The sequence below is a fragment of the Vulcanisaeta sp. JCM 14467 genome (genome assembly GCF_001316245.1).
In the GTDB taxonomy this organism is placed as follows: Archaea; Thermoproteota; Thermoprotei; order Thermoproteales; family Thermocladiaceae; genus Vulcanisaeta.
On the sequence record NZ_BBDM01000002.1, the window covers coordinates 76,784 to 93,292 of the forward strand.

Sequence of the window (16,509 nt, forward strand, 5' to 3'; positions counted from 1 at the left end):
CTAGGAACGGCTCATTAAACTCACCCAAGTCCCAAACCTCGGCCCTAACGCCTCAAGCACATCCCTCCTCCCATTACTGTACATGAATAGCGCCGCCTCGGCAACGCAGGTCGGTGCCAAGATGACCTTAACGCCTAGGACTGTCGCAACGACCACCGGGTTCAGTAGCATGTTTCCGCGGGAGGCCAAGTCCTCGAGGTGCCTCTCAACGACGATCCTCTCCTCAGGGGTGTGGCCGCATGGGCATGGGTGCCATTTAGGCAGGACGTAACTCCTAATAACATCAATAAGCCTATAATCACGCCTACCCACAACCCTAAGCCCAAGTCTCTCAACAACCTTACTAACCTCCTGAGCGACATTGGCGCTGGTAGCCATTTAATAAAGGAGGATGGAGCGATTTATAAGGCTGCCTTACCCAAGGATCTCTCCGCGGCTCGTGGACGGATCTCACTTGTAGAAGGTCTTATTGAATTCTTTACATAGTTGACGAGGGTTCACGATGTCACCTTAGGTGAGATCGTGGGGCTCGTGGGAGAGCCACGGTTCTACACTTGAAGTATGTATTACTGAGCCCCGAGTATTAGTTCCCTTAGTTTGTCGAGTAGTTCCTCCCTCCCCATTATGCTTAGGTAATTCCTCGTGTCCTCCTCGCCCGCATTTATGAGTATTAGGTACGTCATCGCCAGATCAATCAGTGTCTTGGTTGGGTAGTTCCTACCAGCCGCCCTAGCCATCCTACTGACCTCAACGTAGGCCTGGTACGCCTCATCGATTGTGAAGACGCCCTGGGCATTCCACTCACTGATTGCCCGACCAATGAACTGCCTAATCAACCAATCCCTACCAAAGACCTCATTAATCGCCTCCTCAACAATGGACCTCTCACCCAGGTAACTAACGCACCCCACATCCAACACGCACTCAAGGACCCTCAAAAGCCTCGACGGACCCTCCCTCCACCTAGCCATGAGCAGGCCAATGAGCCTGTACACCTGGGACCTATGGACGCTGAATCCCCTCTTGGCAAAGACCCTCATAGCCCCATCAACCAACTCATTAATCGCATCCTCAACGCCCCTAAACTCATCGACACTACTCGCCATGTCAGCCCCAAACTTCCTGATTAAACCAACTATTTTAGGGTTGGGCAAAACTTTCGCACCACTATACACACTAGTATTACTGAAGGCCCTCGGGTCATACCTGGCCGGCCTAAGCTCAGTGCCCTCGATTAATGCGTACTCACTAAGCACCAGGCCAGTGCCCAACTCGACTAGGTAACCCTCATCATTCACCACAACCCTCGCCCCAGACTCATCGGGTTGACCACTCATCAATCAATGATTCTCACTGGGATTAATAAGGTACTAAATTTACCAGTGAATGAAGGTTGATAATTATAAATTTAACAAAGGCAATACGGATTATATAACCCAATATATGACTAATTAGCACCTCAATGAAGGCCATCATCACTTATCGAGTACTTCGTTTCGAAGCCTGGTGGTAGGCCTGGGACGTCTAGGCTCTTAGGACTCCCTCGTTCTTGGCTTTCGAGGCCCTGACCATGAGCCACCTGGCATTCACGGTGTGGGCGAGGACGTTCCCACCCACTGGTAGTTTGACCTCGATGAAGCCTGCCGGTGATGTCATTACCTGGTTCGTGTAAACCACCAACATCCCAGCCCTAATGGTTAAACGCCTAAGCCAGTCTAGGACGTAGTGGAGGCGTTGCTGCCTCTCCGCCAACCTCTCCCTACCCCTGAATTGCGCTCGGTAGAGGGCTGTTATTGAGTCAACGATGATTACTTTAGCATTGTTGCTTAGGACGAGGTCCGCGAGCCTAAGCTTAATGAAGTCCTCGAGGTCGTCAACGGTCGCCGGATTGTAAACATATAAATAATTATTAATTAATTTGTCGTAATCGATGCCAAATCGATTACACATATTCCTAATTAAATTAGAATAAAGGTACTGGTCAATGGTCTTCTCAGTATCCACGTAAACGACTCTGAAGCCGAATTGACTAACTGAGGCAATGGCCGTCTGCAGGGCCATGATGGTCTTACCAGCGAATTCGCCGGCGAATTCGTGATGATGCAAATCTAAGCCACCAATTGCGTTGTCCAAGCCCTCAACGCCGGTCTTCAGAGTGGGCACCTTACCCAGGGCCTCAATCCTCTCCTTCGCGGTAGTCGCAATTGGCGACTCGGCCAGTAACTCCCTGGCCGCGTTGATTAAACGCCTCGGGAGCTCCGTGTCTGGTGAGCCGAGTAGTTCCTGAAGCTCCTCCGCGTTGAAGAGTAGTATATGCCTGATCGTCTTGACGCCAGCACTTAACAACCTATCAACGGTCTGCCTACTGAAGCCAAGCTCAACCAATTTATCAAGCTCTGAATCACCAACCGAATCAGCCCTCCTCCTAGGCACATTACCCAGCGAGACCAGCCTTTTAAGGGGTGGCTGGCTAGAGCTCAATGCACACGTCGAATTCGACCTCGTAATCCCCGTAGTCCCTGACTATCCTAATGCAGCTTATCCGAACTGGATCTTCAATTGGCTTCAACCCGTCCCTTATACTCGTAGTCACACCACCCTGATGCCGAGCCTCGATAGGGCGTCATTGATGTATTGTCCCGCTAAGCATTGCCTTGGGTAGCGCCAGAAGGGTTTCCCACTGCCGACTGCCCTCAGCTCGATTACGCCTATCAACGTTGGTCTCGCCGACACCGCGGACTCGATGTTTAGTATGGTCTCGAGCCTAATGAGGCCTTGGCTGATGGCGCTTTTGTATGCCCTGACTACGTTGGGTGGCTTGGCAATCCTCTCAACGACCAATGCATAACGCCCGGACTCAACCAGGTTGACTATGTTTTGGGCGTTGTCGGGAGGCCAGACAAAACTTCGATCCCAGCAGAATTGTCGCTTGACCCTGCCGTCAATCAACACGTTGTTTAGGCTATTTGAGTCTCCTGACTGTCGAAGTGCATTGGGCTTGTTGAGGCCGCTAGGATTAAGTCCCTAGTGATTAAGGCTATGGAGCCGACGCCGATGACGACCTGAGCCGGAGGCCTGAAGCCGTAGACGTAAATTGGTCTCTTCCTAAGTAAGCCAATTGTTAGTGTGAGCATCACTTGGTTGTTTTGCGGGCTTAAAAGGCGTGCCCGGATGCCGTATTGCACGGTTACGGTTAGCCATAATGCATTGTTCGTGAACCACGAACATAAGGGGCGTGAGCCACGCAACGCATGGTCTCGGTAAACCATAACGCACGTGGGTGTTGGTGAGGGAGTCATTAGCCGGTGCGTGGCTTCTCATGTGTTGTGGTCTCGCCTCACCATGCGTTATTGGTTGTGGGGGTTGTATGACCCTCCCGTGGTTTCCGTAACTCACGGTTTCGAAAAGCCGTAATTCACATTAATGGCCCTTTTAAAGCCTGCCTCCAACTGTGTCGTGAGGTATAGGAGTGTGAGTATTAGGGAGGATGTGTATAGGAGGCTTGAGGGCTTCGCCTCAATGAGGGGCTTGTCAATGAGTGATGCAATTGCCGAGCTACTCAGTGAGCACCAGTCACTAAGCGAGATCAAGGAATTACTCAGGCAATGCCTCGATAAGTTGGGTAAACAAACAACAACCACGCTGACGAGTCAGCAACCAATCAATACTCACGGGTCTGCTAGGGAGTCTGGGGAGACTACTGAGGCTCCATTAATTGGCTTTGAGGATAATCCCTGGGTTCAAATCATCCGTGCCAGGGTGGTTGGCGGTGAAGGTGGAGAAGGACGTTGAGGAGTTGGTTGTTGAGAGACTCAAGGTGAAATTCTCTGGTAAGTCTGGTTCGTGGGTTAGGAGGGCTCTTAGGAGGTTTGAGGGTGGCTCGGTTAGGCAGGTTGGCGATGGCGTCTGGGTTGTGAGTGGTGACCCGAGGCTCGGTGATAAGTACCCAACCTACGTGGTTAGGTTCAAGGACGGTAGGTACTACTGCTCGTGCTTCGAGACCAGTTGGGGATTACGCAGGAAAGCCGAGGTCTGCACGCATATCGCTGCTGTGATCCTATACAGGGAGTACTCAAAGTTAACTCAACCAATATACGCAGCAGTACTGACAATGGAATGCGACGGCGACTACCACCTTGAGACCCTGGACAAGGACGTAAAGGTTGTTAAGCAGGTTAGGGCCTTAAGCACCGACCTACTCAAGCCGAGGTATAAAGTGACGTACATCATAACGAGTGAGGAGCCGAAGACCGTGAGGGTTAGGTACGTGTGTGGTGGTGAAATGGGTGAGCAGGAGGTGACGCTGAGTAGGGTGTTGAGGTACTTGGTTGAGTTGGTTGTGGGTGGGGTTTGACTGTGGTTTGCCTACTTCCGTGTCTCTCCGTCGTCGACCACCTCTATGATTACGTGGACCAACTTCCCATAGAGACTGACCCCACCCCTCACCTCCTTCGGTATCGGTATGTACTCCAGGTAGTCCTTGGCCATCCTCCTCCGTGAAACCCTCGTGTAGTACTCAATCCTCACCCGCCATTAAGGGCACGGTGCCTTATAAGCGTTATGTCTTGCCTTGAGAACTCATTATATGCTTATTGAGAACTCATTGAGTTAAACTTATATGCCTGGGTGTTTCGGGTGTTTTGATGCCTGGCCTTCCGTATAGGGCTAGGGTTTACGTGAATAACCAGGTGCTTGTGCCGGCCTCCGTGGTTAGGACCCTGGGTATTGAGGGTGTTAGGTACGTGGATGTTACGATTAGGTTTAGGGGCTTCACAATTGAGTTGAGGGGTGTTAGGTTGTTGAGGGCTGGGAACACGGCTAGTAGGCAGTTCACGATTCCGAGGGAGGTCAGGGAGAGGTATGGGATTGGGCCGATGGACATGGTTGAGGTATTGGACATAAGGCCCTCAGGTGGGTCCCGTGAGGTTCATTGACGGCGGTGAACTATGAGGACGTTAGTTAGGTGGAGGAGTGTGAGAACCATTAGAGGTAGAAGCATCTTCCGTGCGTTCGGTGAACAGGAGGAGTTGCGTGATGAGCCTGTGCATTGGCTGTCTCGTTAGGGAGCGTTCCTCGAGTGCCCTCGCCATGCTATTGCGTTCAGTGCCGTGTACATCGGCCCGTACCCGACAAGCCTGATTAGTGCCCACCTAGCAACCTGGTTTGCCGTGTGGTTGGGCTTTTAAGCTGGGGTGGCCGCTTGTTGGTTGATGGGTAGGTTGGTGATACTCAACGCCCTACCGCTCAATGCGTTTGGCGCGGGGGAGTTCATGCTGAGGGTTAGGAGGGTTGGTTTTGGGGAGTTGCCGGCGTTGGCTGGGGCGCACGGCTCGGTCATTCACTACGTGAGGCATCGGGCGACGGTTTCGCTGCTTAGTAAGTACCTACCCTTGAATCCAAGCCTGAACCCTGACAAGTACGAGGTTGGCGACACATTGTTGGTCGTGGTCCTCAAGAGCCCGCAGCGTGGGCAGGAGGTGGATACCCTCACTGAGGGTGATGTTGAGTTGTTCTTGGTGAGTTTGGTTTGAAACACCCGGCCAATTAGTAATTAATTAAAAATTAAAGTGGCTTAGTGATTTGAGGGTGGTTTCCGTGGTGGTACTAAGTGGGTTTTTCAACCTCATGCAACGCCCTCCGCTTAACGTCCTCAATAGCCCTCCTGGCGAAATCCCTAACCTCCCTTGGCGCCAAACCTAAAAGTATCATTATCGTGCCTTCATCGAGGTATAGGAAATAAAGGGCGTAGCCGTCGCCGTAGCCCCTAAACCACAGTCCCTCGAACCTATGCATCGTTGTTTTGAGCCACTTTGGGAATTCCCTAAGTGGTAATTCCCAGTCGCCAATGACTAGGTTGATGGCTCCGTCGTCCCAGAACTTGACGCCGAACTTAATCCTCACCTCGTAACCACTTAACGCCCTCATGGCGTAGAACGGGCCCCACTCCACATCCCTAATGATTAAGCCCATCGCCATCACCTCTGGTATTCCCCAGCCCTGGCTATCCTTTCGATTTCCTCATTTATTTCACGCATTACGTCCTTGGGTATTGGGTACTTGCTGTCTATTATCCTCAACGTCCACATCACCCAGCCGTAGTCCTCCAACATGTAGGCTATGGATACGCCGTTGTGCCTAACCATAAAGTCTTTTAGGTCCAGCACGAAGTCCCTTATCGCTATGAACCACGGCTCCCACCCCACCCTTATCCTCCTGCTCCCGATTACCAACCAGCGGCCGTCCATGTCCTCCCTAACGCCGATTGCGACTTTGATTGTTTTCCCACCTTGGGGAGGAACCCCAGGGGTTATTTTACCCGTACTCATCAGGTAACCCAGGCAGTGGGGGGCAGGGTTAATAAGGGCTTTGGCGCCGAGCCAGGCAATCCCTGGCTATGGCTACCCTCCTCACGGGCCAAGCCCTATCGCTAACCTTGATGGGTTGTATCATTTCGTTGATTACCGTGAGTGGGTCGTAGTCCCTACTAAGCACGATGCACCTGCCCCTTTTGAGGCACTCCCTTGCTGCCCTTATCTCGCTGGTTCGTCCTCGGCGAGGATGAAGCCAGGCCCAACTCCCTGAGCCACCTGACCCTAGACTCAGCCACTGCCTTATGCTCGGGCCTCGAGTAGTCAATGACGAAAATGATACTGGGTTTCAAGTAGCCGTAGTCGATGGCGAGCCTAACATTGGCGAGGAAAGCCCTCGGGTCCTTGAGACCATACGTAATGCTGGCCAGATCAATCATTAGGTAATCGTAAAGACCATTAACCAAGTCGGGCAATAAGCCCCTCACGACCTCCCTAATACACCTCGAGTAAACTCTCCTAAGCTTGGGGTCCACGGTGATAATGGCAATACTGAATTTAAGGGGTTGGTGTTGGAGTGTTGCACTTTAGGTTGTTTAGGAGTCGGTACGTGGTGTCCCTGGGCTGGTTTGGAGGGGATAGAGGAAGAGGAAGAAGTGGCATAGTTTTTGTGCTGTTATGCATAGTTTGAATTTTAGGAGGTGCCCTAAACCCAGCACTAAGTCCCATGAAGAGACTAGCCACGTATTCAACCCACATGGAGTTGGCAATGCCAGAGATTAATGATGAGGCCGCTAAGCCAATCAGTGATGTTGTCACGACATACCTAGGGCCCACCTTATCGGAGATCACGCCAGCAGGTACCTGAACCACCACGTAGCCTATGAAGAAGAGGGAGAAGACGATACTATCCTCAACAATGCTTGGCTTCAATGACGAGTACGCAGAGACTATGCCCCACGCCAACCTGGAAAAGTAACTCATGAAGAAGGATGCTGATGCGACTCCGATTATGTAAATGTCCCTGGCCCTCATGCTCGAGACATTACTATGCGCGTGGTATAAGTCATTTTCCCTAGAGTGTTCGTGCTGCAGCCGCATAAATCGGGTCGGCAATCACGTACTCATCACCCCTCTTCTCGACGATCCCCATACCCACCGGGTTACTCAATAGACTGCTCAATGATGCATCATTCACATACCTACCCTCAATAACCTCCAACCTACTCTTGATCACGCTCCACGTTGCAGGTCCTTCACCGAGGATTTTGAGTATGGTCCTATACCTAACGCTCCTCACTACATTCAATAGGTTAATTAGTTCATTGCGTGCCATCTCCACAGCCATTTTCTTCACCGTGTCGAAGTCGGCAATTCCCCTGACGGCGTAGCTATAACCGAAGTAGGTCAACCAACCAATTATCCCGTCAAACTCATTAATCGCCCTCATGAGTACGTCATCACTGGCTTAACATTAACCTCACTAAACCCCTTATTGAGGAATTCATAGGCCTCATCAGCTTAACCTCCTCGTCCTAACCTCAATATAGGCCCTGCCAAAGAGTGGCGCCCTTGGGTCATGAAGGCCAAGAAAGCCATATAATAGGCCAACCTGCGAGCCCGTAAGTACGAAGTTCACGTACCTGAGATTATCGTAGGCGTATGCCATCAACCTATCAAACCTAAGCCAATTAACCCTTCGAAACTCCTGAGCCTCATCAATGGCAATCACGACCTTACTACCGATCTCCTCAGCCAACTCATTAATCCTAATTAGTAGCTCAGAGATGCTTAATTTCTCAGGCCCCTAAACCTAACCTCAACCTTAACAGGACTGAGACCTATGATTAACCCAGCCACACCCTTAAGCACATTGGCTATCCTCTCCCTAAGCCCTGCCTCGCGTTTCAGAAAATCCTCAAGGGCATTGGCCCACACGGAGGCCAGGTCGGCATAGTTTGGGTATGCGCTTAACCTAACGTCGAGGTAGATATACGGCAACCCAGCCTTCCTGAGGGCCACATTCATTAGTGACGTTTTACCACTCCTCCTAATGCCTGTAATGATCGTGAGCCTAGAGACCTTGATCGCATTGATTAATTGATTAAGCTCGACCCTAAAGTCGAATAGGTCCTCCTCATTGACCTTAGGTTCCGGTGAAAAGAGCGCTAAGTAACTAGGTATAACCTAGTTAATTTAGTTTTTCCACGGTGTAATTGCGTATTAAACGTTTAACTAAGTATAAAAGCATGCGGTGTTGACGTAGAGGACGATGGCAAAGCAAAGGAGTGCTGAGTTAATGAGGAATGCCACAAGCTTCCTTGGATCGCTATACAACTCCTTGGCTGGGCAAGCACCTGCCTATAGTGTAGCGGGTGGTGCAGCACTCATAATGGGTAGCGCCTACGCAGCGGCACCGCTGGCGATGTTACTCACGTTACTTGGCGTCCTAGCATCGTCTACTCAATATTCGTACTTGCCCGCAAATACCCACACGCAGCCAGTTTCTACGCGTACGTAACGAACACGATTAATTCCAGGACTGGCTTCATCAATGGAATAATATACACCGTGTTCTACAGCATTGTTGGCGTGGCTCAGTCGCAATAGCCTTCGCATACCTCGGGACCGAGGGCATATACGCAGTGACTGGTCACGTTATAAACCCATTGATCCTACTGCCAATACCCATTGTATTGGCCCTGGTACCTGCAGTCCTCGGGATTAGGCCTAGCATAAGGACGGAGATGATGCTGACAAGTATTGAAATTGCGATACTGCTGATATTCGTGGTACTCTCATTCATAGCCAACATGGGTAGGCTCTCGGCATTCCCATTCACAGTTCAGGGAACCTTCGCAAAAACGCCAACGGGCATACTGGCGGCTTTATCGGGTGGCTTAATCTTTGCAATAACCTACTTCATGGGCTTCGAGGTTAGTACGCAAATATCCGAGGAGGTTAGGGACCCAAGGAGGAGCGTGCCCGTGAGCACGATGTGGGCCACAGTATTCATGGGGATACTCTACATACTGGTCACATACGCAATACTACTCAACATAGGCTACACGCAGAGCGCAATCACGAACTTCGTGAATCAAGCCGAGGGCATGGGACCGAACCCAGTATACATGCTGATAGGGCATTACCTCGGCACGGCCGGCTTAATACTATTTGCGGCGAGCGTCATGTTAAGCGTATTCGGTTGCTACCTAGCCACACTGAATGCAACGGCAAGGATGCTTTACGGAATGGCAAGAGATGGGTTATTACCTGCCTGGCTAGCGGAGACACACCCAAGGTATAAGAGCCCGCACAAGGCCCTATACCTAAGCACTGCGGTGGCTATACTAACAATAGCCCTAGCCTACGTGGCAGCCTACGCCAGTGGTTACGTTAAGCCCCTGGAGCTGACGTACAACGCCATGGAGGATGCCTACGCAATAGACTCGCTTTACTACGTAATAAGCCTAATACTCGTCGCCGCAGGAGCCCTAAAACTAACCACTTGGGGCGGTAGGGTGGTCATAGGGATTGGTATCGCCATACTGGCAATAACCCTCTACTACTCAATAGTCAGTACTTGGTACCTGGCAATACTAATAGCCTCAATAATACTCACCATAGCAATATCCTACGTGATAAACACGAGGATAAAGAGCATAAAGCTAACCGTATGCCCATATTGCTGATTTAAATCGTGAATTTTATCATTTAAATAGTAAAAAGTATTATTTTAATATTATTTTAAAATCGCTCCTCTCTCCTTACCTCTCATGAGTATTAAGTATGTTATTGACGCAGCTATGAATGATATGAAGTAGCTAATATCGGCACCACCTAGGGCATTGGCTATTGGGCCTACATATGGTACTAACCCTCCAGTGGCTGCGTATAGGTTCATGAATGGTACCGAGATCAGTAGGCCGATTACGTATGCCAGCAGTGCCCTCCAAATGACCCTTGGGCTATCCTCAACCAGCTCCAGTCCCTAATCCTGTACACGTAGAACATGACCAGCAGTATGCCTATCCAGGGAGTTATCCAGTAGTCGAGGAATAGTAGGAAGCCCTCGTAGTAACCAACAAAGTTTAGGCCGCCGAGCACGGCCATTAACGTGCCGACTATGGCGCCGGCCACTAGTGCCTGCCACCTCCTGGCCTTATTATATATTGCGAGGCTGATAGGGAGTTTGTGTATATGTTGAGGACGTTAGCTGCCAGGGCGCCTAGGAATAGTGCTGCCACGGCTATTACTGCGTAGCGAAGCCGTAACTACCCATGAACTGGACGAGCACTGTCGGTAAACCGCTTGTGTTACCCGTGGCCGCAGCCACGGCAAAGCCCACAACCTCACTCCATAGGCTCGCCAGTAACCCGCCGAGTGTCGCGTAGGCTATTACCCTGGCCCTACTGGTGTTCTCGGTAGGTAGCGTGAGTAGTCGCTTGCGTAGGGTCCCCAGGACATTATGTAGCTGAATACCGTGGCCAGGGCTATTGCGAAGTTGAATGGGTTGAAGGTCGCCGTCCTCAAGTAGGCACTGAGTAGGTGGGGCTTCGTTAGTGATAGGGCCAGTGAGACTGCGAACATTATGCCTAGTACTATGGATAGTATGTACTCGGACCTATGTATTATGTCGTAGCCGAAGAGGGCGATTATGAATTGGGTGATTACGGTTATGAGTATTGCCGCATAAAGTGGTATCCTGGGGTCTACGTAGTTTATTATGTAGCCACCAATTATTGCGTTTACCGAGAACCAACCAAGCGTACTAACCCAATTGGTTATCGCAAAGGGTAAATTCCCAACCCTGCCATAGGCAGCCCTGGAGATCATTATCTGCGGGTAGCCGTACGTCGGACCCATGGCGGCTAGGAGCCCAACCAGTAGGCCTCCGAGCACATTACCGAGCGCCAATGCCAGGGCTAACCAGGGTATTGGTAGGCCCAGCGTGTATAGTATTGGGCCGAGCGCGTAGTCTGCCACGGTTAGGTTACTTGCGAACCAGAGTGTGAACTGGTACATCGTTTTACCGTGCCTCATTGATTCGGGTATGTGCTCTATACCGAGTCTTTCCATTACCGATGTCATTGGGCATGGAAGAGCAAAGGAATGGGAAGTAAGTGTTACATGGCAAAAACATTCGTTAAACCAATATGGGGCGGTTAAGTGGGCTTGGCAGAAAATGCCTTAAGTCAATGCTTAGACAAGACCTTCTGTGGATTATTACGGGGATTACCTGTCGATCTATGGTGATAGGTATGGGGTGATTAACTACGGTGGTAAGGACGTCATTGATGTTGGAGCATTCATTGGCGATACGGCTATTTACTTCGTTAGGAGGGGTGCGAGGAGGGTTGTGGCTATTGAGCCCCATCCTAAGGCGTTTACTGAGTTAATTAGGAATATTAAATTGAGTGGGCTAAGCAATGTCGTCATACCCATTAATGCAGCCCTGGGCAGTACTCCGGGCATTACCTGCGTGCCGATGGACCTGGACCTAGGGAGTATAATGGCTATGTACTTCGGTCCATCAACAGGTTCGTGTAATGACGGTTTTAGGGTTAGGTTAATAACGCTGAGCGAGGTCCTTAGAGAGACTGGAGTGGGTGCTGATGTTCTTAAGATGAATTGCGAGGGTTGTGAGTATGACGTAATACTTAGTGATTACGGCCACGTCAGGCTCTTCAGGGAGTTAATCTTTGAATACCATAGGTGGGTTACCGGCATACCCATTAATGAATTACTCGCCGTGTTAAGTAGGGACTTTGAGTGTCGCTTCGTTGGGCGTGCGCATGAGGATTATGGTTATGTTTATTGTCGGCGAATAACTTAAAACCAACAAAATACTAGTGCTTTATGGTGTAATGATAGAGCTAAGTGAGAAGATTGGGGGTCGTGTTTATCAATTAAGGTTTTTCATGCCCATGGAGCCGGGGCACGTATTTTCATACGTTGTTAGGCTGAATAATGAATGCGTAATGATTGATGCAGGTTACCCAAGCAATGACCTACTTAATCCATTAATTAATACGTTGAAGGCAATACCCAACTGTAGGGTAACCACCTTATTCATAACGCACATGCACATTGACCATACAGGCCTAGCAAATGACCTGCGCAGTAAACTAGGCCTAAGCGTTGCCATGCATAGGAGGGATTACGAACAAGTCATTAAGATGCTGAGCAGTGATTTAATCACTAGGGAATTTCTAGAGCTGCTGCAGTATTACGGTGTCCCTGAGACGGAAGTGGAGATGTACAGGAGGGTCATGAATGGCATATCCAGCAGGAGGAGACTAAGTGATGTGCGGCCTGACATAATCATTGACGGTGAGGAGGAACGCATAGAGGGTGTTCGCGTATTACTAACGCCGGGCCACTCGCCGGGTCACGTATCAATCGTGGTTGATGAGTACGGCATTGCCTTCACGGGCGACTTAATATTACCGACAATAACAACCCACGTAGGACTAACCGCGATAAACCCCGGCAACCCACTGTCCGACTACCTCACTTCATTACTTAAGATAAGGAGTATAGGGCCTAGGTGCTTATACCCAGGGCATGAGGGTGAGATATGCAATGTTGGTAGTAGAATAAGTGAGTTGATTGAGCATAGGGTCTCGAGACTATGCGAAGTACTAAATGCATTGAGGAGCAATGAGTTAACGATATTCGAGGTAACTAAGGCATTGAAGTGGATGGACAACAAGGGTTATGCGGATCTAGACCCAATGAATAGGTACATGGCCCTCACGGAGACTGCAGCCCTAATTAAGTACCTGGAGTCACTGGGAATTGTTAGGGAAGGTAATTATCATAGGTATGAAATCGTTAAGGAAGCCCCATGCGACACGCAGCGGCTTATACCACAATTAGGTTAAAATTGCTCAAAAATAAAAACCATTAATGAGCCTTGAGGATATCGAGGAGTTCATACTCAGTAAAATCAGGGAGTCCAGACTGCCGGGCCTGAGCATCGGCATTATTAAGGACGGCGAGTTGATATATGCCAGGGGCTTTGGCTTTAGAGATATTGAGAGGGGCCTACCTGCAACGCCACGGACGATCTATGGTATAGGCTCAATAACCAAGTCCTTCACCGCATTGGCGATACTGAAGCTCGTTGAGGATGGTAGGCTAAGCTCGATGACCCAGTGGACAGGTACGTGCAAGTCAGGCTAAACCCAAGGGGATCAGTCACAATACACCACCTACTAACCCACAGCAGTGGCTTACCGGCCTCGGCTACGCGGAAGCCTACATAAATGGGGTCCTCGGTCTTGACAGCAATTGGTTACCATTATCCACGCCAGAGGATGTGCTCACATTCATGAGGGATGCGGCTGACTGGGCTGTGGCAAGGCCTGGCGAGAGGTTCTTTTACTTAAATGAGGGTTACGTAATCCTAGGCCTAATAATCAGGAGGGTTAGTGGCATGCCTATAAGGACTTCGTTAGGGAGAGAATACTTAAGCCGCTCGGCATGGACAGGACATACTTCAAAGCCGATGAGGTGCTTAAGGATCCTGAGGTGGCTACGCCGTATATAATCGATAGAAAGGGGAGAATTATTAGGAGTAGGTTTCCATTCGGAATAACGTCTGACGGCGGATTACTGAGTAATGTCATTGACATGAGCAAGTACGTAACAATGCTCATAAACAGAGGCGAATACAACGGCACGAAAATACTCAGCAAGGAATTACTCGAAACCGCAGAGAAGGGTTACATAGACGTTCCCTGGAGGATAATTGGTGATGAGAAGTACGGCTATGGGTTAATAATAAGCCAGAATTTTTATGGGAGGAAATTAATTGAGCACAGTGGTAATGTTGGTGTTTACACGGCAGACATGGCTACGTACAGTGACAGGATTGGCGTCGTGATAATGGCTAATGCCGAGGGTTATTCCCTATCGAAGATGGGGATCTACGTACTAGGTAGGTTACTTGGTCATGACCCATATGAATTACCGGCATTTAAGCTCGAGAATATTAATAAGAGGCTTGAGGGGACGTACGAGACTTACGGCGGCACTGTTAAAGTTTCGATACAGAGGCAAGGTGATTTCCTCATAATGAAGAGCACAACTAAGTACACAGAGGAGGTTACGATTCTCGTTCCTGAAGAGCTGGGGAGAGATTATGCAAGGTTTTACACGTTAATGAATGGTGCTAAAGTGCCGGCTGAATTCCTCATCGAGAAAGGTAGGGTGGTCCTTATCTATGAGAGGTTTAAGTTTATAAAACGGGAATGATAGGCAGGAGTTAATTTCGTAGAAAGGTTTTTAAAGAACACCAATATACGGTACCCGTATGATTAGAATAAAGTTTAACAGAAATAACATCAGAAGGAATATCTCGAACGATAATACCGATAGATATATGTATATGGATAATGTCCAGGAATACACCAGATACTATGCATTTATACGGCGAACACCAATGTAACAGTACTACTTAAATTTACCTAGCCATAAGCAGTTGTTCGTGATTGTTAACAACATAAATAACGTCCCTGCAGAAGACGTTTCAAAATTATTAAGGGGTACGAAAGGCTTCTACGTTCAGTGGTTAATAACTAAGGACCACGGTTCTTCCAAATTCGCTGTTAGGAGATTTATGGTTAAGCCTGGCGGTGTCATGCCTCTGCATAATCATAAGTATGTTGAGGCTGTTGTCATCTTGAAGGGTAAGCTTAGGATAAGGACTGATGGAAATGTTTACGAGCTTGGTCCTGGGGATTTCTTCTTTACGGGTCCGTATGAGCCTCATGCAATTGAGAATGTTGGTAATGAGGAGGCTGAGTTCATATGCGTTATTTCATATGAGGATGACATGACGTTAAAACCCCTGGAATAGTACTTGATTTTGAATTTTGTTCTCGCATTTTGTGTTTAAAAACGTAAGTTATATAGTGGTAACTAGTCTGCTGTAGATTATTTGTTGAAAAATAGTTATTAAGAGGCTATTATAACACTCAATTAATGAATCCAATAAATGACTACCTCAAGGATGTGGTTCGGGAACTACAGGGTGAGAAGGCATTCACGTACCTGGCTAAAGCACGTGATGTTGCTGAGAGGAAGGGTATTAAGATTATTTCCTTCGGCATCGGCCAGCCCGACATACCGACCTTCGACAACATAATAAACGCAGCCAAGAAGGCCTTGGATGAGAAGTTCACGGGATACACCGAGACTGAGGGCGTTAGGGAGCTTAGGGAGGCCATTGCTGACTACCTTAATTATAGGTACCACGCTGGTGTTAGGCCTGACGAGGTCATAGTCACCACGGGGACTAAGACTGCGATCTTCCTAGCCATGGCAGCCTACGTAAGGCCTGGGGACGAGGTCATAATACCGGACCCCACGTACCCTGCCTATCCAGAGCTTACGAAGTTCTTTGGTGGTAAGCCCGTTTACGTGTCCATGAGGTTTAACCCAGAGGATGGGTTTAGGCTTGACCTGGAGGCCATAGAGAGTTCAATAACTCCTAGGACCAGGGCTATAGTGATAAATAATCCACACAACCCAACGGGGGCGATCTTCAAGCCTGAGGAGGTGTCCAAGCTCCTTGAGATTGCCAAGGACCATGGGTTATTGGTCATTGTTGATGAGATATATGATAACTTCGTTTATGAGCAGGGCGCCTTCAAGAGCGTGTTAGAGCTCGAGCCTGAGTGGAGGAACTACATACTATACACCAACGGCTTTAGTAAGACCTTCTCAATGACTGGTTGGAGACTCGGCTACCTAGTGGCGAGTAGGGAGGTCATTGATCCAATAAGGAGGTTGGCAGCCAATACGTACAGTTGCCCGCCCAGTATTGCCCAGAGGGCTGGTGTTGAGGCTCTTAGGGATGAGGCGTCGTGGAGGAGTTCCAGGGCGATGATTGAGTTATTCAGAAGGAGGAGGGATGTTATGTATGAGGAGTTGAGGAAGATACCCGGTATCGAGGTTTGGAGGAGTACAGGCGCATTCTATATGTACCCCAGGGTTAAGAAGATCCTCGATAAGCTTGGCATGGATGTCGAGAAATTCGCAGATTGGCTGCTTGAGAATTATGGGGTTGTCATACTGCCGGGCACTGCGTTCTCGGAGACTCACATGGTAGGGAATACGTGAGGTTGAGCTTCGCACTTGATGAGAAGTTGATTAAGGAAGGCATAGAGAGAATTAGGAAGGCTGTGGAGCT

General features: G+C 49.3%; 28 protein-coding genes and 3 pseudogenes. 13 read left to right on the plus strand and 18 right to left on the minus strand.

The annotated features are described in order from the left end of the window. The 6 genes from JCM14467_RS02390 to JCM14467_RS15095 all read right to left on the minus strand — a co-directional run bounded on the left by JCM14467_RS02390 (position 1) and on the right by JCM14467_RS15095 (position 3,134). Entirely contained in the window at positions 1–378 is a 378-nt protein-coding gene (locus tag JCM14467_RS02390; RefSeq protein WP_054849005.1) for a hypothetical protein, read from the minus strand. Positions 379–566: 188 nt separating this feature from the next. Then, positions 567–1,337: a hypothetical protein gene (locus JCM14467_RS02395; RefSeq protein ID WP_054849006.1), complete on the minus strand. Its 771-nt coding sequence runs from the start codon at positions 1,335–1,337 to the stop codon at positions 567–569. A 187-nt stretch (positions 1,338–1,524) separates the two neighbouring features. Further along, positions 1,525–2,433, minus strand: a complete 909-nt coding sequence (locus JCM14467_RS02400) for an ATPase domain-containing protein (protein ID WP_054849007.1) — start codon at positions 2,431–2,433, stop codon at positions 1,525–1,527. Positions 2,434–2,470: 37 nt separating this feature from the next. Next, on the minus strand, positions 2,471–2,593 hold the full coding sequence (locus JCM14467_RS19290) for a hypothetical protein (RefSeq protein ID WP_256359188.1): 123 nt from the start codon (positions 2,591–2,593) through the stop codon (positions 2,471–2,473). Continuing rightward, a complete protein-coding gene (locus tag JCM14467_RS02405; RefSeq protein ID WP_252900471.1) occupies positions 2,590–2,952 on the minus strand; it encodes a hypothetical protein in 363 nt (120 codons plus the stop codon). The genes JCM14467_RS19290 and JCM14467_RS02405 overlap by 4 nt, the downstream gene beginning before the upstream one ends. 5 nt (positions 2,953–2,957) lie before the next feature. After that, positions 2,958–3,134, minus strand: a complete 177-nt coding sequence (locus JCM14467_RS15095; RefSeq protein WP_252900472.1) for a hypothetical protein — start codon at positions 3,132–3,134, stop codon at positions 2,958–2,960. A 322-nt stretch (positions 3,135–3,456) separates the two neighbouring features. Here JCM14467_RS15095 and JCM14467_RS02410 point away from each other — a divergent pair, with 322 nt between their 5' ends. Both JCM14467_RS02410 and JCM14467_RS02415 read left to right on the plus strand, forming a co-directional pair. Further along, positions 3,457–3,792: a hypothetical protein gene (locus tag JCM14467_RS02410; RefSeq protein ID WP_054849009.1), complete on the plus strand. Its 336-nt coding sequence runs from the start codon at positions 3,457–3,459 to the stop codon at positions 3,790–3,792. Beyond that, positions 3,770–4,354 (plus strand): hypothetical protein, encoded by a 585-nt coding sequence (locus JCM14467_RS02415; RefSeq protein WP_252900473.1) that lies wholly within the window; start codon positions 3,770–3,772, stop codon positions 4,352–4,354. The genes JCM14467_RS02410 and JCM14467_RS02415 overlap by 23 nt, the downstream gene beginning before the upstream one ends. Before the next feature lie 11 nt (positions 4,355–4,365). Here the strand turns inward: JCM14467_RS02415 and JCM14467_RS15100 are convergent, their stop codons facing one another. Beyond that, positions 4,366–4,527, minus strand: a complete 162-nt coding sequence (locus JCM14467_RS15100; protein WP_252900474.1) for a hypothetical protein — start codon at positions 4,525–4,527, stop codon at positions 4,366–4,368. A gap of 116 nt (positions 4,528–4,643) precedes the next feature. Here JCM14467_RS15100 and JCM14467_RS02420 point away from each other — a divergent pair, with 116 nt between their 5' ends. Both JCM14467_RS02420 and JCM14467_RS02425 read left to right on the plus strand, forming a co-directional pair. Further along, positions 4,644–4,934, plus strand: a complete 291-nt coding sequence (locus tag JCM14467_RS02420) for a hypothetical protein (RefSeq protein ID WP_054849010.1) — start codon at positions 4,644–4,646, stop codon at positions 4,932–4,934. 276 nt (positions 4,935–5,210) lie between these two features. Next, entirely contained in the window at positions 5,211–5,531 is a 321-nt protein-coding gene (locus JCM14467_RS02425; protein ID WP_054849011.1) for a hypothetical protein, read from the plus strand. A 73-nt stretch (positions 5,532–5,604) separates the two neighbouring features. Here JCM14467_RS02425 and JCM14467_RS02430 read toward each other — a convergent pair whose 3' ends face one another. From JCM14467_RS02430 to JCM14467_RS15120, 8 genes are all read right to left on the minus strand, one after another. Further along, positions 5,605–5,976, minus strand: a complete 372-nt coding sequence (locus JCM14467_RS02430) for a hypothetical protein (protein ID WP_054849012.1) — start codon at positions 5,974–5,976, stop codon at positions 5,605–5,607. Then, positions 5,976–6,326, minus strand: a complete 351-nt coding sequence (locus JCM14467_RS02435) for a hypothetical protein (protein ID WP_054849013.1) — start codon at positions 6,324–6,326, stop codon at positions 5,976–5,978. Before JCM14467_RS02435 ends, JCM14467_RS02430 begins: the two co-directional genes overlap by 1 nt. Before the next feature lie 28 nt (positions 6,327–6,354). Then, a complete protein-coding gene (locus JCM14467_RS15105) occupies positions 6,355–6,492 on the minus strand; it encodes a hypothetical protein (RefSeq protein ID WP_252900475.1) in 138 nt (45 codons plus the stop codon). Then, positions 6,485–6,844 (minus strand): hypothetical protein, encoded by a 360-nt coding sequence (locus tag JCM14467_RS02440; protein ID WP_252900476.1) that lies wholly within the window; start codon positions 6,842–6,844, stop codon positions 6,485–6,487. The genes JCM14467_RS15105 and JCM14467_RS02440 overlap by 8 nt, the downstream gene beginning before the upstream one ends. Before the next feature lie 22 nt (positions 6,845–6,866). Then, the gene (locus JCM14467_RS02445) at positions 6,867–7,343 is read right to left on the minus strand and encodes an MFS transporter (RefSeq protein WP_054849014.1); all 477 of its coding nucleotides are present in this window, start codon (positions 7,341–7,343) and stop codon (positions 6,867–6,869) included. A gap of 40 nt (positions 7,344–7,383) precedes the next feature. Beyond that, on the minus strand, positions 7,384–7,758 hold the full coding sequence (locus JCM14467_RS15110; protein WP_252900477.1) for a hypothetical protein: 375 nt from the start codon (positions 7,756–7,758) through the stop codon (positions 7,384–7,386). 66 nt (positions 7,759–7,824) lie between these two features. After that, positions 7,825–8,067 (minus strand): hypothetical protein, encoded by a 243-nt coding sequence (locus JCM14467_RS15115; protein WP_252900478.1) that lies wholly within the window; start codon positions 8,065–8,067, stop codon positions 7,825–7,827. A gap of 32 nt (positions 8,068–8,099) precedes the next feature. After that, complete coding sequence (locus JCM14467_RS15120) at positions 8,100–8,336, minus strand: hypothetical protein (RefSeq protein ID WP_252900479.1); 237 nt, start codon at positions 8,334–8,336, stop codon at positions 8,100–8,102. A 244-nt stretch (positions 8,337–8,580) separates the two neighbouring features. On the opposite strand from JCM14467_RS15120, the gene JCM14467_RS15125 reads away from it, so the two are divergent. Both JCM14467_RS15125 and JCM14467_RS02455 read left to right on the plus strand, forming a co-directional pair. Further along, positions 8,581–8,829 carry a hypothetical protein gene (locus JCM14467_RS15125; RefSeq protein ID WP_252900480.1) on the plus strand — a complete coding sequence of 83 codons (249 nt, stop codon included), beginning with the start codon at positions 8,581–8,583 and terminating at the stop codon, positions 8,827–8,829. A 124-nt stretch (positions 8,830–8,953) separates the two neighbouring features. Next, on the plus strand, positions 8,954–10,000 hold the full coding sequence (locus JCM14467_RS02455; protein ID WP_252900481.1) for an APC family permease: 1,047 nt from the start codon (positions 8,954–8,956) through the stop codon (positions 9,998–10,000). Positions 10,001–10,050: 50 nt separating this feature from the next. Here JCM14467_RS02455 and JCM14467_RS15130 read toward each other — a convergent pair whose 3' ends face one another. The 3 genes from JCM14467_RS15130 to JCM14467_RS02465 form a co-directional block, all read right to left on the minus strand. After that, positions 10,051–10,212: a hypothetical protein gene (locus JCM14467_RS15130; RefSeq protein ID WP_252900482.1), complete on the minus strand. Its 162-nt coding sequence runs from the start codon at positions 10,210–10,212 to the stop codon at positions 10,051–10,053. 26 nt (positions 10,213–10,238) lie between these two features. Next, positions 10,239–10,448: a hypothetical protein gene (locus JCM14467_RS02460; RefSeq protein ID WP_054849015.1), complete on the minus strand. Its 210-nt coding sequence runs from the start codon at positions 10,446–10,448 to the stop codon at positions 10,239–10,241. A 258-nt stretch (positions 10,449–10,706) separates the two neighbouring features. Next, on the minus strand, positions 10,707–11,399 hold the full coding sequence (locus JCM14467_RS02465) for a purine-cytosine permease family protein (protein WP_054849016.1): 693 nt from the start codon (positions 11,397–11,399) through the stop codon (positions 10,707–10,709). A gap of 127 nt (positions 11,400–11,526) precedes the next feature. Between JCM14467_RS02465 and JCM14467_RS02470 the strand changes: the two genes are divergently transcribed. The 7 genes and pseudogenes from JCM14467_RS02470 to JCM14467_RS02490 all read left to right on the plus strand — a co-directional run. After that, positions 11,527–12,144 (plus strand): FkbM family methyltransferase, encoded by a 618-nt coding sequence (locus JCM14467_RS02470; protein WP_054849017.1) that lies wholly within the window; start codon positions 11,527–11,529, stop codon positions 12,142–12,144. Between the two features lie 31 nt (positions 12,145–12,175). Continuing rightward, entirely contained in the window at positions 12,176–13,195 is a 1,020-nt protein-coding gene (locus JCM14467_RS02475) for an MBL fold metallo-hydrolase (protein ID WP_054849193.1), read from the plus strand. A gap of 25 nt (positions 13,196–13,220) precedes the next feature. Then, a pseudogene (locus JCM14467_RS15135) lies at positions 13,221–13,579 on the plus strand (serine hydrolase domain-containing protein). A gap of 65 nt (positions 13,580–13,644) precedes the next feature. After that, positions 13,645–14,159 (plus strand): annotated as a pseudogene (locus JCM14467_RS15140) (serine hydrolase domain-containing protein); the annotation flags it as partial. Positions 14,160–14,234: 75 nt separating this feature from the next. Next, positions 14,235–14,570, plus strand: a complete 336-nt coding sequence (locus JCM14467_RS15145; protein ID WP_252900611.1) for a hypothetical protein — start codon at positions 14,235–14,237, stop codon at positions 14,568–14,570. A 232-nt stretch (positions 14,571–14,802) separates the two neighbouring features. Continuing rightward, positions 14,803–15,174: a cupin domain-containing protein gene (locus JCM14467_RS02485; protein WP_054849018.1), complete on the plus strand. Its 372-nt coding sequence runs from the start codon at positions 14,803–14,805 to the stop codon at positions 15,172–15,174. A gap of 125 nt (positions 15,175–15,299) precedes the next feature. Next, a pseudogene (locus JCM14467_RS02490) lies at positions 15,300–16,507 on the plus strand (pyridoxal phosphate-dependent aminotransferase); the annotation flags it as partial. Positions 16,508–16,509 lie beyond the last annotated feature (2 nt).

What these genes read in the sequence shown, in the direction of transcription:
- JCM14467_RS02445 (WP_054849014.1), bottom strand. Translation starts at nt 7,343, where the DNA reads ATGAGGGCCAGGGACATTTACATAATCGGAGTCGCATCAGCATCCTTC.
- JCM14467_RS02395 (WP_054849006.1), bottom strand. Translation starts at nt 1,337, where the DNA reads ATGAGTGGTCAACCCGATGAGTCTGGGGCGAGGGTTGTGGTGAATGAT.
- JCM14467_RS15125 (WP_252900480.1), top strand. Translation starts at nt 8,581, where the DNA reads ATGGCAAAGCAAAGGAGTGCTGAGTTAATGAGGAATGCCACAAGCTTC.
- JCM14467_RS15145 (WP_252900611.1), top strand. Translation starts at nt 14,235, where the DNA reads ATGGGGATCTACGTACTAGGTAGGTTACTTGGTCATGACCCATATGAA.
- JCM14467_RS02475 (WP_054849193.1), top strand. Translation starts at nt 12,176, where the DNA reads ATGATAGAGCTAAGTGAGAAGATTGGGGGTCGTGTTTATCAATTAAGG.
- JCM14467_RS15110 (WP_252900477.1), bottom strand. Translation starts at nt 7,758, where the DNA reads ATGAGGGCGATTAATGAGTTTGACGGGATAATTGGTTGGTTGACCTAC.
- JCM14467_RS02420 (WP_054849010.1), top strand. Translation starts at nt 4,644, where the DNA reads ATGCCTGGCCTTCCGTATAGGGCTAGGGTTTACGTGAATAACCAGGTG.
- JCM14467_RS02465 (WP_054849016.1), bottom strand. Translation starts at nt 11,399, where the DNA reads ATGACATCGGTAATGGAAAGACTCGGTATAGAGCACATACCCGAATCA.
- JCM14467_RS02390 (WP_054849005.1), bottom strand. Translation starts at nt 378, where the DNA reads ATGGCTACCAGCGCCAATGTCGCTCAGGAGGTTAGTAAGGTTGTTGAG.
- JCM14467_RS15095 (WP_252900472.1), bottom strand. Translation starts at nt 3,134, where the DNA reads ATGCTCACACTAACAATTGGCTTACTTAGGAAGAGACCAATTTACGTC.
- JCM14467_RS15120 (WP_252900479.1), bottom strand. Translation starts at nt 8,336, where the DNA reads ATGAATGTGGCCCTCAGGAAGGCTGGGTTGCCGTATATCTACCTCGAC.
- JCM14467_RS02435 (WP_054849013.1), bottom strand. Translation starts at nt 6,326, where the DNA reads ATGAGTACGGGTAAAATAACCCCTGGGGTTCCTCCCCAAGGTGGGAAA.
- JCM14467_RS02430 (WP_054849012.1), bottom strand. Translation starts at nt 5,976, where the DNA reads ATGGCGATGGGCTTAATCATTAGGGATGTGGAGTGGGGCCCGTTCTAC.
- JCM14467_RS15130 (WP_252900482.1), bottom strand. Translation starts at nt 10,212, where the DNA reads ATGAACCTATACGCAGCCACTGGAGGGTTAGTACCATATGTAGGCCCA.
- JCM14467_RS02425 (WP_054849011.1), top strand. Translation starts at nt 5,211, where the DNA reads ATGGGTAGGTTGGTGATACTCAACGCCCTACCGCTCAATGCGTTTGGC.